Source organism: Rhizobium tropici CIAT 899, assembly GCF_000330885.1.
Taxonomy (GTDB): Bacteria; Pseudomonadota; Alphaproteobacteria; order Rhizobiales; family Rhizobiaceae; genus Rhizobium; species Rhizobium tropici.
The window spans coordinates 659374-677736 of sequence record NC_020059.1; the positions used below are offsets into that span (position 1 = coordinate 659374).

Consider the following 18363-nt stretch of genomic DNA (forward strand, 5'->3'; position numbering starts at 1 on the left):
TGCTCACCTTCCCGAACCCGCCGGGATGTATCTGTGCCGCGGTCGAGAAAGACCCGGCTTCGATGTTTCGTCGAGATAGGTCGCCGGTTCTCTGAGGTGAAGGGATTGGGTTCTGACGAAACAATGCTCTCGTTGACGGCCGATCGTCCAACAGCGGCAGGAAATGCAAGTATGGACATGCAGATATCGCAGGTAAGCAAAGGCGATAGGGATGCGCGATCGAGCGTGCCCGCCAGAGCCATCTCGCGCGAGCAGCTGGTTCTGCAGCTGAGTGCCGTTTCCGGCCCTGCCTATCTGCAAGCCGGCCTTCATGCCTTGGCGAGCTATGCCGGCGCTTCTCATTATCTTCTGGTCCGATCCGATCTCATCCAGGAAAGCGGCCTCGACTTCGTGATTGCCTCCGATTGGCCCTTCGATCTCGTCCGGCGTCTGGCGACGGAACTGACGAGCGGGTATGGCCGTATCGGCGAGCTGGAAAAATGCATGGCGCTGTTTCAGCCGAGCCTGGCGGCCCTGCCGGATGATATCGCGCTGCCTGACGGTATAGGCCGTCAGTATCACGCCTTGACGTTCAATGTTGGCCGAACGCGCTTCTCGTTGCTGCTGCTGGCGAATGAAGCGGCAGTACTGTCGCCCGAGCGGCTGAGGGACGTCGGCCTCCTGGCCGGCTATCTCGCCAGCTCGACGCGTTGCTTCGAGGGTAAGCTGGAGCGCGATTTCGAGCTGACCGAACGCGAACTGGAATGCCTGTTCTGGATCGCCGAAGGCAAGACAAGCGACGAGATCGCCATGATTCTCGGGATCTCGCGCAATACCATCAATAACTACATCACAAGTGTCATGCGCAAGACCGCGACCAAGACCCGTTCGGAAGCGATCGCTTTCGCCGTGCGCAACAATCTCGTTTAAGGGCCGACCGGATGCGCTATCAGCCAGACAGGACAATGGGTATGCCGACCGAATCACGGCTCACCCGTTCCGGGCGGATTTCCGGCCGCTCCGATCTGTTCCCGAAGCTCGTGTCGATGCAGAAGCTGATCGATGCACAGCATTTTGCCGTTTATCGGCTGCACGGTTCAGGCCTCCCGCATAAGCAGCGCCTGGTATGCGAGCTCGATAATTGGGGCTCGGCCAACTCGGTCGTCGGCAAATCCTTCGTTGAGGTCTATGGCGAAGCGCTGATCGAGCATGTCGACAAATCGCTGCTGCCGCTGATGTGGAACGGGCGCGATAGCGACAGCACGGCCGAGACGCCGGATTTTGCCGCCTTCACGCAGCGCCTGAAGCCGCATCTCCTGCCCTTTGCCGGCGTTGCCTTTCCCGTGCGGCTCGGTGCCGTCGGCAATGGCTACACCGTCTTCACGGCCAAGTTCATGGACCTTTCGAGCGATATGATCGTCGAGCTGCACGGCCGCAGCTGCCAGCTCATGATGGAGCTCCTATCACTGGATGAACGCCGGTCACAGGCTGCCGAAGCGCTGAGCGAGCGCGAAATCGCCTGTCTGCAGCTTGCCGGCGATGGACGCATCAGCGAGGAGATTGCCGAGAAACTGGGATTGTCGGTACATACGGTCAATGCCTATCTCGGATCGGCGACGATCAAGCTCGATAGCGTCAACCGCATCCAGGCAATCGCAAAGGCGATCCGCTTCGGCTACATAAGCTGACGCTGACCGAAACGGATCATCTTCGCAAGTCGTGCAACGCTGGATTTTTCAGACTGCGTGTGCCGCTTCGCCGCGGACGAGATAACGTGCGTCCCTCAGGCTGCGTGCGAGCAGCGCCGTATTTTCGTCCGGGTCGGACGAGGCCTTGTCGAAAGCGATGTGGCTGATTTCGATGCCTGCATAATGTTCCGTCAGCGCGAGCTTGGCATAGATGGTGATGCCCCGCGGCTTGATCTCCAGATCGAGCGTCACTTCCGCCGGCCCGCCCCACTCGAGCTTGTAGTCGCCGCCGAGCCCGAAGTTGACCGTGCCGGGAAGAAAATAAAGCTCAGCCGCCGAGGCCACGAGATCACCGAGATTGCCATATCGTTCGAAGCGCAGCAGCGAGATCAGGTCGGCGGCATCGAGAAGGCGCAGTTCGCTTGCGACGGGGCTGATGGCTTCGGCTAATATTTCTTCGCGTTGGGCAGAGTAGGGGCATTTTTTCATTTGGTTTATCGTACCCGTTTTTTCGTCTGCGCCGCATAGACCCGATGGATGAGCTCTGCGACAGCTTTGTAAAATGCTGATGGTATGACGCTATCAACCGAGACTTGCGCAAACATGGAGCGTGCGAGCGGCGGATCTTCGAAAACGGGAATATTGTTGGCCTCAGCTATCTCCCTGATTTTCAAGGCAATGAGATCCTGCCCCTTGGCAACGACGACGGGCGCGTCGTTTTCCTCGCGCACGTAGCGCAGCGCGACGGCAAAGTGCGTCGGGTTGGCGATGACGAGCGTGGCGCGCGGCACCTGTTTCATCATGCGGCGGCGGGCGCGGTCGCGCGCGATCGAGCGCTGGCGCGACTTGACGATCGGGTCACCCTGCGATTGCTTGTGTTCGTCCTTGATCTCCTGTTTCGTCATCTTCAATTGGTCGAACCAGTGGTGACGGCTCCACAGCAGGTCGGCGATGCCAACGACGATGGTCGCCAACAGCACGATGATCAGGATGCGCTGAACGATCGTCGAGAGCCGCACGAAGATGGTCTGCGGGTCGGACACCATCGAATCGATCGCATGGAAATACTGGCTGCGCAGCACAAAAAACATGACGATGCTGACAAGCACGATTTTTGCGAGAGATTTGCCGAATTCCACCAGGCCGGTGGCGCTGAAGATGCGCGTGAACCCTTTCGCCGGCGATATGCGCGAAAACTGTGGCCTGATTCGTTCGAGAACGGGGGTCGGCAGGTTCTGGAAGATCGAGGCGCCGATCCCGAAGACGAAGAAGAGCACCACGGCCGGCAGCACCATGTTGCCGACTTCCCAGCCTATGCGCGTAAACAGCGATATGGCGTCCGGGCCTGTTTCCAGCTGCCATTGGTCCGGCTTTTCGAAGAGGTCGCGCAGAACTTCGCCCATGCGGCCCATGCGCTCTGGCAGAAAGAAGGTGACGTAGATGACCGTCGCGAGCATGGAAGCAAAGAGCGTCGCTTCCCTGGAGTGAGGGACATTGCCCTTCTCGATCGTATCGCGGAGTTTTTTCTCCGTCGGTTTTTCTGTTTTACTGTCCTTGTCTTCGTCAGCCAAAGCAGCCGCCCTTTGCGAAACGGAAAGAGGCCGCGCATGATACGCGGCCCTCAGATCATCAGTTTACGATATTTTGGCTGAGTCGCGCCGCGCTTATGCGGCTTCTTCCACAGGCGTATTTTCCTTTGCCTTGAGCTCGATCTGGCCGGAGTTGGCCAGACGTATGGCTTCCTGGGCGATGGCACGCCGGGCAATTGCGATTTCGCGCGGATTGATGCCGGCATTGCCCATCTGCAGGTCGGATTCGATCATGCGGCGCTGACGCGGGCTGATCGAGGACAGCACGATCTCCCGGATCTCGTTGCCGGATCCCCGCAGCGCCATCGTCAGGATGTCGGCGGCGATGTCGTTGAGCAGCAGGACGCGGCTCGGCTGCGGCATGCGCGTGAGATCGTCGAAGAGGAAGATCTTCGGGCGAACCTTCTCGACCGATTCCTTGTTGATCGATTCCAGCGAGCTCAGCAGGGTATCGACGACCGGCTTGTCGAGTTCGTTCATCAGGTCGGCGACCTTCGTGGAACCGGAGGCGTTGCGCTCCGTGTCGATCTCCGCCATCAGCCCGACCACGCGGTTTTCGATGATCTGGGCAGCCTTCGGGCTGACATCCTTGATGTTGACCGTGCGGTTCATGATGTCGGCGCGCTGTGCCTCGGGAAGCTGCAGCAGGATCTTGGCACCGAAGGCCGAAGGCATCATGGAGAGCACATAGGCGATCGTCTGAGGGTGCTCGCGCAGGAAGAACTTGGCAACGAAGACCGGATCGGCCTCGCCCAGGCGATCCCAGATGGAGGTCTCGTACGCCTGGAAGGCGGTACGGCGGCCGAGCAGGCTGTCGACCTCGTCGGGCGTCAGGCCCTCTTCGAGAATGCTCTCGATGGCCTTGGCGTTGTCCATGAGGCCGGCGCCCTCGGTGAAGAGGTCCTCGAATTCCGCCACCAGCTGCGCCAGCTCGTCCGGCGGAATAACTCGCAGTGATTGCGCCGAGGCGATGATCATCTGCAGCTCGTTCTGGGTGAAGTATTTCAGCAGCCGTCCAGCCACTTGCTTGCCCATGGCGAGAAGGACGGCGGCTGCCTTTTCAGTCTGAGATAACGGTTTCTCGGCGAGCGCGCCGCTGAAATCGTCAAAGTCCATCATGGTCTTCGTCTCCGTCCCGCAAGGGGGAGTGGGCTCGTCATGAGCCGGGTTCAGCTTTTCTTCGCGTTATAAATTTCAGTGAGCTTGATGCCGAATCTGGTCTCGTCATGTTCCAGAACGGTAATCTCGCCCCGGCCGATCTTGCGGCCGTTCACGGTAATCTCGACCGGCTCGCCGATCTTCTTGTCGAGCGCGATGATTGCGCCTTCAGTCAGGTTCATCAGGCCGGAGACCGGCATACGGCTGCTGCCGAGCATGATCTGGACGTCGATCGGGATGTCCATGATCAGGTCCATATTGGCGGTCAGCGCGCTGCCGGGAGCAACCGGTGCGGCCGCCTCGGAAGCGACGCCGAACTCGCCGTCATCGAAGGCCGGAGCGGAATTATCGTCGCCGAAATCGCCGAAGGTGGAAAGGTCCGTGCCCGTTTCGGCGCCGAATGCGTCGGTCTCGAAGTCGGGCAGGCCGCCGTCATTGTCTTTCTTCAGGACGCCCCGCAGACCATCGATGGCCTCGTCCAAGGCGGCATCGCTGTTCGAAATGTCGAGCGATTCCTCGCTGCTTTGCTGTGTCGTCTTCGTAGCCATGAAATCACTATTCCAGTTGAAACTTGCCTCAAGCTGCCGTGAGTGGGCTCACACGCCAGCAGATCAATTCATCAAGTGTCGAAGAAGCTCGTCGTCGGAGTTGACGTTGTCCTTGACGCGCACGGTATAATTTTCGCCAGAGCGGCCGAATTCGCAAATGTAGAGGTCTTTGCTGTTGGCGCTGACCTCGACCCGGACGTCGCCGCCATGATCCATGAAGGGAATGACATCGCCGACCGCGAGCTTGGAAATGGTATCGAGCGTCAGCGATTCGAGCCGAACTCGCGCTTCGAGCGTTACCTGCGAGCGGCGCACCTGCTCGCTGAGCTGCTCCGACCATGTCTGGGAAGCGGCCGTCGGGTTCTTGGCGCGAGGCGTGCTGACGACGGTGCGCAGCAGGTCGCGTTGCGGTGCAATGATAACGATCTGCGAAATCGACTTGCCGAGCGAGATCGTCATCGTGATCGCAGCGGCAAAATCGTTACCGTTGTCACCGATGGCCGCCGGGCGGTCCTCGACATTATAGGGCGGGTCAAGATAGGGCTCGAACCCGCCGGCTGCGTTCACCGCCGAGCGAAGCACTTTGGCGATCTTTTCGAACACCATGATGGAAAGATCGAGTTCGATCACTGAAAGTGGCCGCGCGACCGGCGTTTCCATATCTTCAGCGCGCGCGCCCAGCATATGCTCCATCAGCGTCATGATAAAGCCGGCGCCGCAGCCGAGGATGAAGTTGGGGGCCCAGTTGCGCAGCGAACCGTTGACCAGCGCATGATGGCCACCGAGCCCGGCGATCAGCTCGTTCATCGAGCCGGACTGATGGCCGGCATAGGCGATGTTGATGTCCAGGCCCGTCTCGGTCTTGATGATGTCGGGCAGGAATTCGGCATAGACCTGGGCGAAGGCGGTGCCGAGTTTCGCAAGCGTCGCCTGATCGCCGAGATTGCCTGTAAGCTTGGCAAAAAGGGTGCGGTCCATCGTCTGTGCTCTGTGCGCGGATTGCTGGCTCATATTCGTCAGGCTGCCTTGCTCTCACCGCCGGGGTTCATCATTTCCTGCTCGACGGCATCGATCGATGGACGTTCGTAGGAAGAGATGGTCTTGCGGCCGTATTCGAGGGCGACCTGCGGCACCGATCCGTTCATGTAGGCAAGCAGCGTCTGCTTCACGATGACGTAGAGGCGATGCTGCTTGTTGCGCACGACCTTGATCTGGGAAACCAGCGGTGCGCAGACGGAATAGGACAGGATAATGCCGAGGAAGGTGCCGACGAGCGCCGAACCGATGAGATGGCCGAGCACCTCGGGTGATTCGTTGATGTGGCTCATGGCCTTGATGACGCCGAGAACGGCAGCGACGATACCGATCGCCGGGAAGGAATCGCCCATGATCGTGATCGAATGATAGGGCTTCATCTTGTCGTGCTGCATCGTTTCGAGCTCTTCGTCCATCAGTGCCTCGATCTCGTGCGAGCGGGCATTGCCGATGATGATGAGCCGGACATAGTCGCAGATGAAAGCCGTCAGATCCTTGTTCTTCAATACCGTCGGAGCAGCCTTGAAGATCGCCGATTCATCGGGGTTGTCGATATGGGCTTCGATCTCGTTGCGCGACTTGGTGCGCAGGTCGCGCATCAGGGCATAGAGTACGCCGAGCGTGTCTAGATAGTCGCGCTCCTTGGGAACCGCGTGGCGGAAGGCCTCTCCGAGCGCTTTGCCGGAATCCTTCACCACCTTCATCGGATTGGCCATGATGAAGCCGCCGAGACCGGCGCCTGCGATAATGACGAATTCGAAAGGCTGGAACAGCGCGCCTACATCTCCGCCCATAGCCATGAAGCTGCCTATGATGCAGCCGCAGGTCACTACAAATCCGATAATAATATTCATCGTCGGTCCACACCTGAACGTTGCTTCATATGATGAACTAGGGGACCTGCCTTGCGTGAGGCTGTTCGATGGGTCTCAGAACATCCTTTTTGCCTTGTCAGCTTCGCACAAGCCAAGCCCTGCAGGATTGCGGGTAAGGGCATCCATGCCCCGCTAACGAAATGTAGGAGCGCCTGCGGCGTTTCCTTTCCCGTTATTCTCCAATGTCCGGAGGGCGTTGAAAATGCAGTCTGGTATTTATGTCGCGCTGTCATCCCAGATGGCGCTCGAGCGGCGTCTGACGACCATCGCCGACAATCTGGCGAACGTGAATACGACGGGCTTCCGTGGCACCGAGGTCAAGTTCGATCAGGTCCTCAGCAATACGGAAAACAAGCTCAACGCCAAGGTTGCCTTCGTCTCTCAGGGCAATGATTATCTCTCCACCGACAATGGCGAACTTCAGAACACCGGCAATCTCTTCGATTTTGCCGTCAAGGGCGATGCCTATTTCGGCATGAATACGCCGGCCGGCCTGGTGCTGACGCGCGACGGCCGCTTCACCATGACCGAAAGCGGCGCGCTGGTTTCCACGCGCGGCTTCCCGGTCCTCGATCCGGGCGGTGCGCCGATCCAGCTCGACCCCGCCGGCGGTCCGCCGAGCGTCGCATCGAACGGCACGATCACGCAGAATGGCCGGAGCATGGGTCAGATCGGCCTCTATAGCGCCGATGTCAGCAAGGGTTTCCTGCGCTACGAAAACAGCGGCATCCTGCCGACCGATACGCCGCAGCCGGTGATCGATCGCTCGAGCATCGGGATTGCACAGGGCTACCTCGAAAACTCCAACGTCAACGGCATGCGGGAAATGACCAACCTCATCGAGGTCAGCCGTGCCTTCGACAATATCAGCACGCTTACCAGCAGCAGCGAAGGCACGCTCACCGACGCCATCAAAACCCTAGGCGGCAGCCAGTAAAGAGGGCTTGAGATGGTCGAGGATCGGTTGCCGGAGGGCGCGCTGTCGCCGAAGCTTTCGCATATGGCCGTCCTGGCGGGCCAATATGCGCTGGCGGAGAATGCCGTGGCCCATGGCGGTCATGTGCGTACCATCGCCGCTGGACACTATACGGTTGCCGGTCTTTCCAGGCAGGTGCGCCTCGGCGATTTCGTCGCGCATCGGTCGCCGACAGGCATCCATCTCGGCGAAGTCGTCCGCGTCGAACCGGAACTCACCTATGTCTGTCCGATCGAGCCGGGCGAGCCGATCGGCATCCAGGACACCATCATCCGCAAGGGTGCTTTCCGTATTGCGCCCGACGACAGCTGGTGCGGCCGCACGATCAACTCGCTCGGCGAGCCGATCGATGGCCTTGGTCCCCTGACATCGGGCCTGGAAGCGCGCTCGATCGCAAATACGGCGCCGCCGTCGATGATGCGCAAGCGTGTCGAGACCGGCTTCCGGACCGGCGTCCGCGCCATCGATATCTTCTCTCCGCTTTGTCTTGGCCAGCGCCTCGGCATCTTCGCCGGCTCCGGCGTCGGCAAGTCGACGCTGCTGTCGATGCTGGCGAGGGCCGATGCATTCGACAAGGTGGTAATCGCGCTCGTCGGCGAACGCGGCCGCGAAGTGCGTGAATTCATCGAGGATACGCTGGGTTCCCACATGCAGAAGTCGGTCGCCGTCGTTGCGACCAGCGACGAGAGCCCGATGCTGCGCAAGATGGCGCCGCTGTCGGCCATCACCATCGCTGAACATTTCCGCGACAAGGGCGATAACGTTCTCCTGATCGTCGACAGCGTCACCCGTTTTGCTCATGCCATCCGCGAAGTGGCGACTGCCTCCGGCGAGCCGCCGATCGCACGCGGATATCCGGCTTCCGTCTTTACCGAGTTGCCACGCCTTCTCGAGCGGGCAGGCCCGGGACCGGAGGGGACCGGCACCATCACCGCCATCATCTCCATCCTGGTCGATGGCGACAATCATAACGACCCGATCGCCGATTCCACCCGTGGCATTCTCGATGGTCACATCGTGCTGCAGCGCAGCCTCGCGGAAGAGGGACGCTATCCGCCGATCGACCCGCTGGCATCCGTGTCGCGTCTGGCGCGCAAGGCCTGGACCTCGGATCAGGAAAAGTTGGTTTCGCGCCTGAAGGCGTTGGTGCATCGCTACGAAGAAACGCGCGATTTGCGCCTGATCGGCGGTTATCGCCAGGGCGCCGACGCCGATCTCGATATCGCGGTGCGCCAGGTGCCGATCATCTACGACATACTGAAGCAGACGCCCGGCGAAGAGCCGTCGGCGGATGCTTTCACCGATCTCGCGACGGCCCTCAGGAATGCTTCGGGCGGCGTCCCCGCCAGGGCCAAGTGATGGCCGTCCGTAGCACGATCTCGTTTTTTCCTGTCCGCAAGCCTGTCGAACATTGCCGAATGTCATGCTGAGAAAGAGGCCGCAAGTGAGAGAATCCGAAGCAGACGAACCGGTCGCCCCGCCGAAATCGGCGAGAAGGCGAACTGTTGCGGACAAGGCTCTGGCCTTTACCGGGCTGGCGCTGGCCGGTGCCTCTGCCTTCTTTCCCTGGTATGTCTTTCTGAACCCGGAGAAGTTCGGCATCCAGGTAGCCGAAGGCGATCGCACCCGCGATCTGCCCAACTGGCCTGGCCGCGCCGTTGTCAGCGTGTCGCCGCTTGCCATGGTCAACAAGAATCCCTCGCAACCGAAGGATCTCATCCCCGATCCGCTGACGACGGCAACGGTCAGCAATGCCGGCCGTGAGGATGACAAGGGGTCGCCGGCCGATCAGCAGCCGTTCCCCGGCAAATCTGCCTTCCAGCTGCTGCATGTCGCCAATGGCCGCGCTCTGATTGAGGACGACACCGGCATGTATGTCGTGCGGGTCGGATCGCTTCTGCCCGACAGCAGCCGGCTGGCTTCGATCGAGCAACGGGAAGGAAAATGGGTCATCGTCACCTCGACGGGCGATGTCTACGGCAGCAATTGAGGCAAGCACGGAATCGCCTGGATTTCAGGCACTTCGAAGACTTTACAGGAACGCATTTCCCGCAAGTCCCACGCAAGATTATCCCGCTAGATTCACAGTGTAAGAACGGAGAGAAGCCCATGCAACCCATTCAGCTCCTTGACCTGGCCTCGCGGCAAGCGGAGTGGCTCCAGGTGCGTCAGCAGGTTGTTGCCGGCAATATCGCCAATGCCAATACCCCGAAGTTTCACGCCAAGGATGTCACGCCGTTCCAGGCGGTTCTGGACAACCAGAACGTCAACATGGTCCGGACCAATCCTGCGCATCTTTCGGGCAACGAATTCAGCACGAGCGGCAACGTCAACGTCGAAGAGGCGCCGCTCAACCAGGAAATTGGTGTCCAGGAGTCGGGTAACACCGTCGGCCTGGAGGACGAGCTCGCCAAGGCCGGTGACATCAAGCGCCAGTACAGCTTGAACACCGCCCTCGTCGGCTCCTTTCATCGCATGATGTTGATGGCCGTAAAACAATAGATGAAGTGAAGATGTCATGGACCCCTTATCAGCCGCATTGAAAATTGCAGGCTCCGGCCTGGAGGCTCAATCGACTCGCCTGCGTATCGTCTCCGAAAATATCGCCAATGCCCGCTCGACGGGCGACACGCCGGGTGCCGATCCTTATCGGCGCAAGACCGTGACGTTCGGTGCCGAGATGGATCGCACCAATGGCCTGACCACGGTCGGCGTCAAGAAACTCGGCGAGGACACGGGCAGGTTCGTCGAAGAATACGATCCCAGTAATCCTGCCGCCGACCAGAAGGGCTACGTCAAGATGCCCAACGTCAACGTTCTGGTCGAGATGGCCGACATGCGGGAGGCCAATCGTTCATACGAGGCCAATCTGCAGACGGTCAGACAGGCCCGTGATCTCATCTCCTCCACTATTGATTTGCTGAAGAACCAATGATCGACGCGATTAAGAATGTAGCCTCCCTCTCGGCGACACGCGGCCTTGGCAGCATCGCCACGGATATGACCTCCGCCGCTTCCAGCGCGCTGAACGCCTCGCCGGCCGTTGCCGCGGGCGTGGATGCCGGAATGAGCTTCGCGTCCGTCATGTCGAATGTCGCGAAGGATTCCATCAATTCGCTGAAGGATGCTGAAAACGCCTCCTTTGCCGGTATCAAGGGCACGATGAGCACCCGCGAGGTGGTCGATAAGGTCATGCAGGCCGATCAGACCCTGCAGACCGCGATCGCACTGCGCGACAAGGTGGTCTCGGCGTTTCTCGATATTACGAAGATGCAGATCTAGTGCGGGGTTTTCCGCTCTAATTATTTGATTTGGCGTGAATTGTTCGCAGGCCGCTTCGCGGCTTCGGAGATCCCGCCCTGGCTCGAAGGACGAAAGCATGAGAGCGCTCGCAATTGCCGCGACGGGCATGGACGCCCAGCAGACCAATCTCGAAGTGATCGCGAACAACATCGCGAACATCAACACGACGGGTTACAAGCGCTCGCGCGCCGAGTTTTCCGACCTTCTTTATCAAACGGAACGCGCCAAGGGCATTGCCAACAGGCCGAACCAGGCAGTGGTGCCGGAAGGCGCCAATATTGGCCTCGGCGTGCAGACCGTGGCCGTGCGCAACATCCAGGTCCAGGGCCAGCTTTCGCAGACGCAGAACGATCTCGATATCGCTCTGGTCGGTCGCGGCTGGTTCCAGATCCAGATGCCCGACCGCACGATCGCCTACACCCGCGCCGGCTCCTTCAACAGAAGTGATACCGGCCAGATCGTCACGCCCGATGGCAACACGTTGGCGCCGGGCATCACCGTTCCGAACAATGCCACCAGCCTCACCGTCAGCCAGTCCGGCCAGGTTTCTGCAATCATCGGCACGGCGACGACGCCGACGGTACTCGGCCAGTTGCAGATTGCCAATTTCGTCAACGAAGCCGGCCTGCAGCCGATGGGCAGCAACCTCTTCACGCAGACTCCGGCCTCCGGCGATCCGGTTGTCTCAGATCCCAACCAGAACGGCTTCGGCTACATGAAGCAATTCTATCTCGAATCGTCGAACGTCGATCCGGTCAAGGAAATTACCGATCTGATCACCGCGCAACGCGCCTACGAGATGAATTCGAAGGTCATTACCACGGCCGACGAAATGGCGCAGGTCGTCAGCAAGAACCTGAAGTAACGAGAGGGACGGGCCAAACATGAGGTTTCGCCGGATGAAAAGCTTGGCAATGGCATGGTTCGCCGCAGCGAGCCTCTCCGTCGTGTTTGCGTCGCCTACACCCGCCGGTGCGCAGAGCACCGATGGAGGAAGTTTCGGAACTGCCGTAGTGCCGACCGAGACGATCTATCCAGGCGATATCATCACCAGCGGTCAGCTTGAAGAGGTTGATGTCACCAACCCCAATCTGAGCGGTGACTATGCCAAGCGGCTCCGCGAGGTGACCGGCCTGGTGTCGAAGCGCACGCTGCTTCCCGGCCGCACCATTTCCATTTCCGCGCTGCGTCAGCCATATGCGGTAACGCGCGGCTCCAATGTTCGTCTGGTGATGAGCATGGGCAGCATGACGATCACCGCGGCGGGCACGCCGCTGGATGACGGCGCCGTCGGCGACAATATCCGCGCCCGCAACATGGACTCCGGCATCATCGTCAACGGCACGGTTCTCCAAAACGGCACGATACGCGTGGTCGCGAAATGAAACGGCTTCGTCAATTACTCGCAGTCCTATTCGCATTGCCGAGCCTGATCGCCGCCGATCCGGCGCTCGCGATGCAATCGCGCATCAAGGATATCGCGTCGCTGCAATCCGGCCGGGACAACCAGCTGATCGGCTACGGTCTGATCGTCGGTCTCCAGGGGACCGGCGACGGCCTGCGTTCCTCGCCTTTCACCGAGCAGTCCATGCGCGCGATGCTGCAGAACCTCGGCATCTCGACGCAAGGCGGCCAGTCCGCCGCCAAGAATACGGCAGCCGTCATGGTGACGGCGAATTTGCCGCCCTTTGCAAGCCCGGGCAGCCGCATCGACGTGACGGTCAGCTCGCTCGGCGACGCGACGTCGCTGCGCGGCGGCACGCTGATCATGACCTCGCTGAGCGGCGCCGATGGACAGATCTATGCCGTGGCGCAGGGCTCCGTCATCGTATCAGGCTTCCAGGCACAGGGTGCCGCCGCCACGGTGACCGAGGGTGTTACCACGGCTGGCCGCGTGCCGGGCGGTGCCATCATCGAGCGTGAACTGCCGTCTCGTTTCAAGGATTCCGTCAATCTGGTCCTGCAGCTGCGCAATCCGGATTTCTCGACATCGATCCGCATTTCCGACACGGTCAACACCTGGGCGACTTCGCGGTTTGGCGCGCCGATCGCAGAAGCCAAGGATTCGCAGGAAGTGACGATCGCCAAGCCGAAGATGGCCGACCTGGCGCGGCTGATGGCCGATATCGAAAATCTCAATGTTCAGACCGACACGCCAGCCAAGGTCGTCATCAATGAGCGCACGGGTACGATCGTCATTGGCGCCGACGTCCGCGTCTCGCCGGTCGCCGTCAGCTACGGAACGCTGACCGTGCAGGTCAGCGAGAACCCGCAGGTGATCCAGCCAGAACCGTTCTCCGATGGCCAGACGGCGATCCAGGACCAGACCGATATCACTGCTACCAAGAGCGGCGGCCGTGTGGCGGTGCTGGAAGGGCCTGACCTGAAGACGCTGGTCGCGGGCCTCAACAATATCGGCGTCAAGCCGGACGGTATCATCGCCATCCTGCAAGGCATCAAGTCGGCCGGCGCCCTGCAAGCGGAGCTCGTGCTGCAATGATCCCGAACGCCATTGCCAGAAATATGCTGATCGGCTGCAGCCTCGCAACGGCAGCCCTGCTCTTGTCGCTCGGTGCGGCTCTGGCGCAGGAAGCGCCGAAGCCGGTCGCCGCCGATCCGGCTTCCAGCCAGGATGAGATCCGCCAGTTCTGCACCAATATCGCCGATCCGGCACGGGACCAACGCTATCTGCTGCAGAAGCAGGAACTGGAAAAACTCCAGGCGGACGTCGATCAGCGTATCGCCACCATGGACGAGCGCAAGGCCGAATACGAAGACTGGCTGAAAAAGCGCGATGACTTCCTCAAGACCGCGGATCTAGGCCTGGTCGATATCTACAAGAACATGAAGCCGGATGCGGCCGCGGCCAGCCTCAATGATGTCAGAACCGTCGTGGCGGCTGCAATCATCATGAAGCTGTCCGCGCGCCAGTCGAGCCTCATTCTTGCAGAGATGGATGCGAAAAAGGCGGCGGTCATCACCAATATCATCGCCAGCGCATCCGACCCGAATACATCGAAGTCGAAGGACCCCTCATGAACACGCGTCTTACGGCCGCCTGCGCAATCGTCGTCTTTCTCGCCGGTTGCCAGTCGCAGGCCCTCAGGGAAATCGGCAGGGCGCCTGCCATGAGTCCGATCGGCAGCGGCCTGCAATATGCGCAGACGCCGCAGATGTCGCAATATCCAAAGCGGCCGCACCAGGTCGCGCAGGGCTATTCACTCTGGAACGATTCGCAAGCCGCCTTGTTCAAGGATTCGCGCGCGCTCAACGTCGGCGACATCCTGACGGTCACGATCAAGATCGACGACAAGGCGAACTGGGACAACGAGACCAACCGCAATCGCATCAACAAAAGCGATATGGGCTGGAACGTCACAGCCAAGATCTTTGGCTGGCAGCCGAGCACGAACGCAAATGCGACATCGGGCTCCGACACCAGCACCGACAGCAAGGGCAAGATGCAGCGCTCCGAGCAGATCAATCTTCTGGTCGCTGCCGTCGTGACGGGCATTCTCGAAAACGGCAACCTGATGATCAGCGGCTCGCAAGAAGTGCGGATGAACCAGGAAATCCGTATTCTCAACGTCGCCGGCATCGTTCGGCCGCAGGACGTGACGTCCGATAATACCATTTCCTACGACAAGATTGCCGAGGCCCGCATATCCTATGGCGGTCGTGGCCGCCTGACGGAAATACAGCAGCCGCCGAGAGGGCAGCAGGCGGTCGACCTGCTCTCGCCGCTCTGATTTGATAGCGAACGGATAGGGATATGGCAGCAGTCGCAGACGAATCGGCAAAGGGCAAGGGATCGTCGCTGATCATGATGGTCGCCGGGCTGCTGGTACTCACCGTACTCGGCGGCGGCGGAGGCTGGGTACTGGGAACCACGGTGGCGCCGCGGATCAAGCAGGCCACCGCTGCGGTGCAGGCGACGGCAAAAGCTGGCGGCGACAGCAAGCAGGCTGCAGCCGCCGCCCAGGCAAACGGCATCATCGCGCTGGATCCGATCACCGTCAACCTCGCTTATCCCTCGCAGAACTGGATCAGGCTGGAGCTTGCGCTCGTTTTCAAAGGGCCGCCCGACGCCCAGCTTGCCCAGGCGATCCATCAGGACATCCTCGCCTATATCCGCACGGTCTCCCTGCAGCAGATCGAAGGCGCCCGTGGCCTGCAATATCTTCGGGATGACATCCAGGAGCGTGTTGACCTGCGCGCGGAAGGACGAGTATCGAAAGTTATGTTCAGAACTTTCGTGATCGAATGAGTCGGCCAGCACTTGCTCTATTTATATTCGTGATTGCTGCCTTGTCGCCTGAACTGGCGGCGGCGCAGCAATTGTCGCAGCAGCTTCCCACTGATCTTCTGAACGCACCGGTCAACGGCTCGGTTGCTGCCTGGATCATCCGTACCTTCGGGCTCCTGACGATCCTGTCGATCGCACCGGGCATCCTGATCATGGTGACGAGCTTTCCGCGCTTCATCATCGCCTTTTCGATCCTGCGCACTGGCATGGGTCTCGCAACGACGCCGTCGAACATGATCCTGCTGAGTCTTTCGCTGTTCATGACGTTTTATGTCATGTCGCCGACCTTCGATCAGGCCTGGAAGGATGGCGTGCAGCCGCTGCTTGCCAACCAGGTTTCGGAAGCCGACGCGGTGCAGCGCATTGCCGAGCCTTTCCGCACCTTCATGTCGAACAATACGCGCGACAAGGACCTGAAGCTTTTCGTCGATCTGGCGAAGGAACGCGGCCAGTCGACGGTCGTCGACAACAAGATCGATTACCGCGTTCTGATCCCGGCCTTCATGATCTCGGAGATCCGCCGCGGCTTCGAAATCGGCTTCCTGGTGGTACTGCCGTTTCTCGTCATCGACCTGATCGTGTCGACCATCGTCATGGCGATGGGCATGATGATGCTGCCACCGACCTCGATCTCTCTGCCGTTCAAGATTCTCTTCTTCGTGCTGATCGACGGCTGGAACCTTTTGGTCGGCAGCCTGGTCCGCTCTTTCCACTGATATGAAAAGCGCAAGACGATCATCGGAGCCACAGCCCCGATGATCGCTGAAGCTTATTCGGCCGCGATCGCAGCCGAGTTCCGGTCATCTTCCATGAACGGTTCCGAACGCGCCGGCAGCGCCGGCACATCGATGTGATCGGGTGCCAGTCCCTGCTTGGCTCGGGCTGCCATCATTTCGAAGGCCGTCTCCAGATGGTGCGTGAAGCGTTCGGCATCGAAGAGCGGCTTGATGGAGCGATTGGCGGCCAGAATTTGCTTGAACTCAGCGATACGCTCCGGCTGCTCGGCGAGCTGCACGGCCATGTCCTCGTAGGTCTGAATGTCTGCGGCCACCAATTCGGGCAGGCCGATCGCATTCAGCAGGCTTTCGCTGACGCGTGAGGCGAAGTTGGTACCCTTCACCGTGAGGACCGGCAGACCGCCCCACAGCTGCTCGGACGTGGTCGTATGGCCGTTGACGGGGAAGGTGTCGAGGCCGAGATCGGCAAGCTGCTGACGGTCGATGTGATCCTCGTAGCGAATGCGAGTGGTAAAGACGACCCGCTTGCGGCTGATGCCACGGGCCTCCAGACGTGCCCAGAGATTGGCCTCTGCGCGGGGACCGTTACAGAGCAGCCAAAGGACGCTGTTCTTGCTGCGCTTGAGGATATTGCACCACACATCGACCATTTGTGAGGTGATCTTGCGATTGCCGTTGAAGGAGGCGAAGACGAAGGCGTCTTCGGGAAGCTTGTGCTGCGCGCGGGTCGTCGGTCGCGGCTTCGGACGGTTGAGCGGATCGTTCGGCTGGTAGCATTCAGGTAGGCGGCAGAACTTCTCATGGAAATGTGACTTCGAATGATCCGGAAGCACATAGTGATCGCCGATGATGTAGTCGAGGTCGATGTTGACGACGGAGCCGGGAAAACCGAGCCAGGAAACATGGACCGGAGCTGCCATATGATTGAGGATAATCGCGCGACTTCCTTTGGTGTGCCCCTTGAGATCGACAAGAATATCGATATTCCGAGCTCGGATCTCCTCTGCCGCGCCCTGGTCGGACAGACCGCGAACGTCGATCATCGTGCCCCACTTGTGATCATCGAACTCCTGTTCCTTCTGGGAAGCGAGATCGGAATGGTCGAAGAGGGTGATCTCGAAGCGATCCCTGTCGTGCAACTCCAGGGTCCGCTGCATCAGCTTCATTGTCGCGTGGCCGGGCCAGAAATCGGACGAGAGATAACCGACGCGGATTTTGTTGCTCCACGTGTGTGGCAACTTGCGACGAGTCTCGGCAAGGCCGGCGGGCAAGGGTTTTGTGTCGTGGATAGCATGCTTGTTAATTGCTTCATCGCCACACCAATGCAGGTGGAAGAAGGGGTTGTCCGGGATCACGTAGGCGAGATTGCCATCTGCCAGTGCCGCTGTGATCGGCGGCATGTACCTGTCGACAACCGCGAGATCGGATATCTCTCGGGCGAAGATCAGATGAAGTATGCGGGCGATACTGCTGTCTGGATGTTTTTTGAATAGCGTCGCAACTAAGTGCCGGTTGCTTTCGTCGTAGAGATCGTCGGTGAGGAGTTTCGATGCCATGAGCCGATGCTCGGCTTTCGGTCCCTCGACCAGTACCGTCTTGAAGCCGCTCAGGAGTTCTTTCTGCTCTCGGCTCAGGAAAATGCGGGCGAGAATGAAGGCAAGATCCGGGTCCTTGAACGCCATTGGAAGGATCAGGCTTCCTACAGCAAGAGCTTGCTCGTCATTGCCGCAATCGTTGTGCAGCAACAGGGCTTCCCGAAGATAGTCGTCGCGCTGCGGCTTTTGCCGGCCCGCCAGTTCATAGGCGCTCGCCGCATCCGATCTGAAGCCGAGCTTGAGCAATGTTTTCGCCAGCAACGCATAGGTCTTTGGCGATCTGTCGACGTTCAGCAGCTCGTTCAGTATCTCGAGCGCGCGCGTATACTGTCCCTTCTGATAGAAACCGGACGCTGTCGAAAAGGCATTTTTCGTATTCACGAGCGAGAACTCCAAGCGGAATGTTGAACTGGCTCTCGTTAAGGGCCGAGTGCCGGAATCATGGATTCCGCCTGATTTTCGCGCACGTAGCTTGCCTGAAACCGAAGCAGCGGCCGAAAATGCCTTTACGCATTTTTAGCTACGTTCCCGAGAGCCGCTTACCGGCGGATCGAATTTAAGAAATTGGCAAGCA

At 59.8% G+C, this 18363-nt stretch carries 22 protein-coding genes; 15 read left to right on the forward strand and 7 right to left on the reverse strand.

The window, feature by feature from the left end; all coding sequences use genetic code 11:
* Positions 1-171: 171 nt before the first annotated feature.
* Positions 172-909 carry a transcriptional regulator VisN gene (visN, locus tag RTCIAT899_RS03205; protein ID WP_015338787.1) on the forward strand — a complete coding sequence of 246 codons (738 nt, stop codon included), beginning with the start codon at positions 172-174 and terminating at the stop codon, positions 907-909.
* A gap of 11 nt (positions 910-920) precedes the next feature.
* Positions 921-1667, forward strand: coding sequence for a transcriptional regulator VisR (visR, locus tag RTCIAT899_RS03210; RefSeq protein WP_041677213.1), 747 nt, complete (start codon positions 921-923; stop codon positions 1665-1667).
* 48 nt (positions 1668-1715) lie between these two features.
* Here visR and RTCIAT899_RS03215 read toward each other — a convergent pair whose 3' ends face one another.
* From RTCIAT899_RS03215 to motA, 6 genes are all read right to left on the reverse strand, one after another.
* The gene (locus RTCIAT899_RS03215) at positions 1716-2156 is read right to left on the reverse strand and encodes a hypothetical protein (protein WP_015338789.1); all 441 of its coding nucleotides are present in this window, start codon (positions 2154-2156) and stop codon (positions 1716-1718) included.
* 5 nt (positions 2157-2161) lie between these two features.
* Positions 2162-3238, reverse strand: a complete 1077-nt coding sequence (gene flhB / locus RTCIAT899_RS03220) for a flagellar biosynthesis protein FlhB (RefSeq protein ID WP_015338790.1) — start codon at positions 3236-3238, stop codon at positions 2162-2164.
* 93 nt (positions 3239-3331) lie between these two features.
* Positions 3332-4375, reverse strand: a complete 1044-nt coding sequence (gene fliG, locus RTCIAT899_RS03225; RefSeq protein ID WP_015338791.1) for a flagellar motor switch protein FliG — start codon at positions 4373-4375, stop codon at positions 3332-3334.
* Positions 4376-4425: 50 nt separating this feature from the next.
* Positions 4426-4962: a flagellar motor switch protein FliN gene (fliN, locus tag RTCIAT899_RS03230; RefSeq protein WP_015338792.1), complete on the reverse strand. Its 537-nt coding sequence runs from the start codon at positions 4960-4962 to the stop codon at positions 4426-4428.
* 63 nt (positions 4963-5025) lie between these two features.
* Complete coding sequence (locus RTCIAT899_RS03235; protein WP_015338793.1) at positions 5026-5973, reverse strand: FliM/FliN family flagellar motor switch protein; 948 nt, start codon at positions 5971-5973, stop codon at positions 5026-5028.
* A 5-nt stretch (positions 5974-5978) separates the two neighbouring features.
* Positions 5979-6851, reverse strand: a complete 873-nt coding sequence (motA, locus tag RTCIAT899_RS03240; RefSeq protein ID WP_015338794.1) for a flagellar motor stator protein MotA — start codon at positions 6849-6851, stop codon at positions 5979-5981.
* A gap of 223 nt (positions 6852-7074) precedes the next feature.
* Here motA and flgF point away from each other — a divergent pair, with 223 nt between their 5' ends.
* The 13 genes from flgF to fliP all read left to right on the forward strand — a co-directional run bounded on the left by flgF (position 7075) and on the right by fliP (position 16173).
* Positions 7075-7809: a flagellar basal-body rod protein FlgF gene (gene flgF, locus RTCIAT899_RS03245; protein ID WP_015338795.1), complete on the forward strand. Its 735-nt coding sequence runs from the start codon at positions 7075-7077 to the stop codon at positions 7807-7809.
* Positions 7810-7821: 12 nt separating this feature from the next.
* Positions 7822-9207, forward strand: a complete 1386-nt coding sequence (gene fliI / locus RTCIAT899_RS03250) for a flagellar protein export ATPase FliI (RefSeq protein ID WP_015338796.1) — start codon at positions 7822-7824, stop codon at positions 9205-9207.
* A gap of 64 nt (positions 9208-9271) precedes the next feature.
* Positions 9272-9838, forward strand: a complete 567-nt coding sequence (locus RTCIAT899_RS03255; protein WP_210304944.1) for a flagellar protein — start codon at positions 9272-9274, stop codon at positions 9836-9838.
* 119 nt (positions 9839-9957) lie between these two features.
* Positions 9958-10350 (forward strand): flagellar basal body rod protein FlgB, encoded by a 393-nt coding sequence (gene flgB, locus RTCIAT899_RS03260; protein ID WP_041677214.1) that lies wholly within the window; start codon positions 9958-9960, stop codon positions 10348-10350.
* 16 nt (positions 10351-10366) lie between these two features.
* Positions 10367-10783, forward strand: a complete 417-nt coding sequence (gene flgC / locus RTCIAT899_RS03265; RefSeq protein WP_015338799.1) for a flagellar basal body rod protein FlgC — start codon at positions 10367-10369, stop codon at positions 10781-10783.
* Positions 10780-11130, forward strand: coding sequence for a flagellar hook-basal body complex protein FliE (fliE, locus tag RTCIAT899_RS03270; RefSeq protein WP_015338800.1), 351 nt, complete (start codon positions 10780-10782; stop codon positions 11128-11130). The genes flgC and fliE overlap by 4 nt, the downstream gene beginning before the upstream one ends.
* A gap of 97 nt (positions 11131-11227) precedes the next feature.
* Entirely contained in the window at positions 11228-12016 is a 789-nt protein-coding gene (flgG, locus tag RTCIAT899_RS03275) for a flagellar basal-body rod protein FlgG (protein WP_015338801.1), read from the forward strand.
* A 34-nt stretch (positions 12017-12050) separates the two neighbouring features.
* A complete protein-coding gene (flgA, locus tag RTCIAT899_RS03280; protein WP_376766850.1) occupies positions 12051-12536 on the forward strand; it encodes a flagellar basal body P-ring formation chaperone FlgA in 486 nt (161 codons plus the stop codon).
* On the forward strand, positions 12533-13651 hold the full coding sequence (locus RTCIAT899_RS03285; RefSeq protein WP_015338803.1) for a flagellar basal body P-ring protein FlgI: 1119 nt from the start codon (positions 12533-12535) through the stop codon (positions 13649-13651). The genes flgA and RTCIAT899_RS03285 overlap by 4 nt, the downstream gene beginning before the upstream one ends.
* On the forward strand, positions 13648-14190 hold the full coding sequence (locus tag RTCIAT899_RS03290) for a MotE family protein (RefSeq protein WP_015338804.1): 543 nt from the start codon (positions 13648-13650) through the stop codon (positions 14188-14190). The genes RTCIAT899_RS03285 and RTCIAT899_RS03290 overlap by 4 nt, the downstream gene beginning before the upstream one ends.
* A complete protein-coding gene (flgH, locus tag RTCIAT899_RS03295; RefSeq protein ID WP_015338805.1) occupies positions 14187-14900 on the forward strand; it encodes a flagellar basal body L-ring protein FlgH in 714 nt (237 codons plus the stop codon). The genes RTCIAT899_RS03290 and flgH overlap by 4 nt, the downstream gene beginning before the upstream one ends.
* Before the next feature lie 23 nt (positions 14901-14923).
* Positions 14924-15418, forward strand: coding sequence for a flagellar basal body-associated FliL family protein (locus RTCIAT899_RS03300; RefSeq protein ID WP_015338806.1), 495 nt, complete (start codon positions 14924-14926; stop codon positions 15416-15418).
* Positions 15415-16173, forward strand: coding sequence for a flagellar type III secretion system pore protein FliP (fliP, locus tag RTCIAT899_RS03305; RefSeq protein WP_041677216.1), 759 nt, complete (start codon positions 15415-15417; stop codon positions 16171-16173). The genes RTCIAT899_RS03300 and fliP overlap by 4 nt, the downstream gene beginning before the upstream one ends.
* Before the next feature lie 53 nt (positions 16174-16226).
* Here the strand turns inward: fliP and RTCIAT899_RS03310 are convergent, their stop codons facing one another.
* On the reverse strand, positions 16227-18170 hold the full coding sequence (locus tag RTCIAT899_RS03310) for an O-linked N-acetylglucosamine transferase, SPINDLY family protein (RefSeq protein WP_015338808.1): 1944 nt from the start codon (positions 18168-18170) through the stop codon (positions 16227-16229).
* Positions 18171-18363: the final 193 nt, after the last annotated feature.